Annotated in this window: 4 protein-coding genes and 2 pseudogenes; 4 read left to right on the forward strand and 2 right to left on the reverse strand. The window is 60.3% G+C overall.

The window, feature by feature from the left end:
• A pseudogene (locus EN879_RS28975) lies at positions 1-485 on the reverse strand (DUF4158 domain-containing protein); the annotation flags it as partial.
• A 189-nt stretch (positions 486-674) separates the two neighbouring features.
• On the opposite strand from EN879_RS28975, the gene EN879_RS28980 reads away from it, so the two are divergent.
• The gene (locus EN879_RS28980; RefSeq protein WP_063170517.1) at positions 675-1,112 is read left to right on the forward strand and encodes an ABC transporter permease subunit; all 438 of its coding nucleotides are present in this window, start codon (positions 675-677) and stop codon (positions 1,110-1,112) included.
• 5 nt (positions 1,113-1,117) lie between these two features.
• Positions 1,118-2,149: a histone deacetylase family protein gene (locus EN879_RS28985; protein WP_063170518.1), complete on the forward strand. Its 1,032-nt coding sequence runs from the start codon at positions 1,118-1,120 to the stop codon at positions 2,147-2,149.
• Positions 2,150-2,276: 127 nt separating this feature from the next.
• Here EN879_RS28985 and EN879_RS28990 read toward each other — a convergent pair.
• A pseudogene (locus EN879_RS28990) lies at positions 2,277-2,496 on the reverse strand (IclR family transcriptional regulator C-terminal domain-containing protein); the annotation flags it as partial.
• Positions 2,497-2,884: 388 nt separating this feature from the next.
• Between EN879_RS28990 and EN879_RS40685 the strand changes: the two are divergent.
• Both EN879_RS40685 and EN879_RS28995 read left to right on the forward strand, forming a co-directional pair.
• On the forward strand, positions 2,885-3,013 hold the full coding sequence (locus EN879_RS40685) for a hypothetical protein (RefSeq protein ID WP_280142001.1): 129 nt from the start codon (positions 2,885-2,887) through the stop codon (positions 3,011-3,013).
• Positions 2,991-3,350 (forward strand): transporter substrate-binding domain-containing protein, encoded by a 360-nt coding sequence (locus tag EN879_RS28995; RefSeq protein WP_082826736.1) that lies wholly within the window; start codon positions 2,991-2,993, stop codon positions 3,348-3,350. Before EN879_RS40685 ends, EN879_RS28995 begins: the two co-directional genes overlap by 23 nt.
• Positions 3,351-3,357 lie beyond the last annotated feature (7 nt).

A 3,357-nucleotide genomic window follows, 5' to 3' on the forward strand; every position in this document is an offset into this window, starting at 1 on the left:
ATCGTGTCGATCGCTGGCAAAAGAGATCCGCGTTCACGAAACATGGCGACAGTGGCACTCGCTATCGCGCCACCGTCGTCGGACGTCGTGGCCGCTTGAATTGCAGCCAGCAGCGCAGCTCTACGGTCTTGCCCCGTCGCGCTCCGCGCGGCCAGATAAACCATCAAGCGAGCAATATGATCGCGACGCGTTTCTTCACGGCGTGCATAGAGCGCAAACTTTCCAGCGTCGGCGCCAATCTGCTCAGCAACGTACTTTAGCATTGCGCGAGGCGGAGTTTAGTCGGTCGATAACACCCGGCCTGGATATCGCATCAGGCAGAGCTGAACGGCAAATCCGAACTGATTGTGTTCCCGTCTGCGAAGTCCAATCTCAAGCCTGTCAGCCGACGACAACGAATAGTGTCGGATGAGGCCGTCCTCATCGGTTGGTATATCGAAAAGTCTCTGTCGATCCTGAACCTTGAGAAGCCTCCGTTTACCCATCGCCCAACTCCATCCACGACCAATGTGCCGGGAGCGTCGTCGAGTCGGTCAGGCGAAGAAATCAAAACTGGTGCCCTGCGAGGGCAATCCACAGGGATCGGATGCTGCATAGCAGCACTACAGAAGAGTTCATGATCCTTTCGCCCTTAGCGTACGATTTCGCACTGCTCTTGTTCCGACCCCTTCTTCGTGTATTCGCGGCTCGGCCTCAACAACACGCTGACCGGCCTGGTGCTGGCGCACACGACGCTCGCCATCCCGTTCGTGATCATTGCCGTCAGCAACGGCTTGGCGAGCTTCGACATCAATCTGGAGCGCGCGGCGCGCAGCCTGGGCGCGTCGCCGGTGCGCGCCTTCCTGACCGTGACCTTGCCGCAGATTCGCATTTCCGTGATTTCGGGTATGCTGTTTGCCTTCATCACTTCCTTCGACGAAGTGGTCGTTTCGCCCTTCATCTCCAGTGGCGCGACCTCGACGCTGACCAAGCGCATGTTCGCCAACATACGCGACCAGGTCGACCCCACGGTGGCGGCGATCTCCTCGATGCTGGTGATCCTGTCGATTATCGTTCTGATCGCCGCCCAGTTCGTCCGTCGTCGTGACGGCAGCATCGCCGAGGATCATTAGCTCCCATGCTTGCCATCTTCGACGAGCGGCAACACTTGCATCGGCCGCTCACCCGCATTGCCGGCGGCGTGCTGAAACCGAACCCCGAGCAACCCGAAAGGATCACGGCGCTGCTTGCCGGCCTGCAAACGGCAGGCGTCGCCGTCCAGCCTCCCCGTGAACACGCGCTGGACGGCATCGCGGCAATCCATGATCGCGACTATCTCGCCTTCCTGCAGACCGGTTTCGAGACGTGGCGGGCAGTGCCAGGGAACGGTTCAGAACTGCGATCGAGCGTCCATCCCAGCCGGCATATGGGCCGCCTGCCAGAAGATTTGCTTGGCCGGGCGGGCTTCTACCAAGCCGACGCCAGCTGCGTGTTGGTCGAAGGCACTTGGGAAGCAGCGCGCGCCAGCGCCAACACGGCACTCGATGCCATGGTGCGGGTGCTGGCGGGAGAAAAGGCAATGTATGCGCTTTGCCGGCCGCCTGGCCACCACGCCTACCGCGATCAGGCAGCCGGCTTCTGCTACCTGAACAACACCGCGATCGCGGCCAACTGGGCCGCGTCAAAAGGCGCGCGTGTGGCAATCATCGACGTGGACGTGCACCACGGCAATGGCACTCAGGCCATTTTCTACCACAGATGCGATGTACTCACGGTATCGATGCACGGCGATCCGGCCTGGCTCTACCCTTACTACGCCGGATATGCCGATGAGGTCGGCGCCGGAGTTGGTGAAGGATACAATCTAAACCTGCCAGTGCCACTGATGAGTGGCAGCGAGGTCTATTTGGCTGCCGCGGCAAAAAGTTGCGACGCGGCGCGGCAATTCTCGCCGGATATCCTGGTTGTCGCTCTTGGTTTGGACGCCTCCCAAGCGGACCCCTTTGCCTGTATGGCTGTGGACGAAAGTGGGTTTCACCGAATGGGGAAAATGCTGGGGGCGCTGTCGCGACCGACCCTGATAGTTCAGGAGGGTGGTTATCCCTCTCCGACTCTTGAGCGTTCGCTCGCGGCATTCCTTAAGGGATTTATAGAGGGTCGTAGCTCCTGAGGGTCACCATTGGATGGCCGTTTCCGGCGTACAGCATCAGCTGGACAGTTTATGTGAGCGCTTGGTGTAGAGAGGTCATTCTCATCTACGCATAACCTTTTACTCGGTTCTTGTGCTTGTTCGACCATCACACCACGAAAAAATCCTCAATGCGCTCTTTGCCTCCAGCAGTGCCGGCAGGAGTTCCCGCTCCATCTCCGCGACCGAGAAACGGGCCGACTGGGTCGAGACGTTGATGGCCACGACCGTGCGTTCTGCCGGTCGACGATCGGCACGGCGACCGAGCGCAGGCCGAGTTCTAGTTCCTCATCGACGATGGCAAAGCCATCCGCTTTCGCCTCGCCGATGTCGCCGCCCAGCCGAACTCATCGGAACGGGTCGCGCCTGGCCGCGCGACGAGCCGACAATACCACGTGGCTGAAAGGCGAAACGGTCCGTCCGCATCAAACCCGCCGCTTGCCGGCGGCGGTCGCGCCATCGCCGACACCAGCCGCAAAATCGAAATCCCCATAGCCATCGACTGTGGCCCACGGGTTCCTTCCTCGGGGACTTTCGTACGCCTGCCGGCGCCCGAAACTCTTCACGCAAGCGGACGGGCGCTTCGGGCTGCGACCCTAAAGAGCGGACATTCCGGTTTGGCGTGGGCATCGTCGTGATTTTACCAAAGCGGGAAGTGTGCCGGCAGACTCGAACGATATGGCAGCGGCAATATTACTTCTACTCCGAACGATGGCGGTGACTGAACTGCACAACGATAGTCGCAAGATATCCACCGACACCGAAGAAGGCAAGAAGGCCGTCGCCGATCTCAAGGAAGGTCTGAAGACAAGACGCTGGGTGCATCCCTCTCGACCAGCCAGTTGACCTTCATTCAGCAGAATTTCGGCGATGTCGCGAGGTCAAGACCTGCAATTCCTCCGAACAGGTTCAGCTCGATCTCGAGAGCGGGCGACTAGACGGCCAGTTCGACAACATCGTGTTCGCGCGCGACCGCGCGTCGAAGAGCAATGGCGCGCTTGTGACCAGCGGACCGCTGCTGGTTGGCGGCATCATGGCAACCAATGTCTGCCTCGGCATCCGCAAGAACGAGCCGGAACTGCAGGCCCTTCTCAACAAGGCGCTCGCCGAGATGGTAGCCGACGGCACGTTGGCGGCCACGTCTCAAGAATGGTTCGGCGTCGACCTCAGCCCGAAAGGCTGAGAAGGCC

It is taken from the genome of Mesorhizobium sp. M7A.F.Ca.AU.002.02.1.1 (assembly GCF_003998535.1).
Classification (GTDB): domain Bacteria; phylum Pseudomonadota; class Alphaproteobacteria; order Rhizobiales; family Rhizobiaceae; genus Mesorhizobium; species Mesorhizobium ciceri.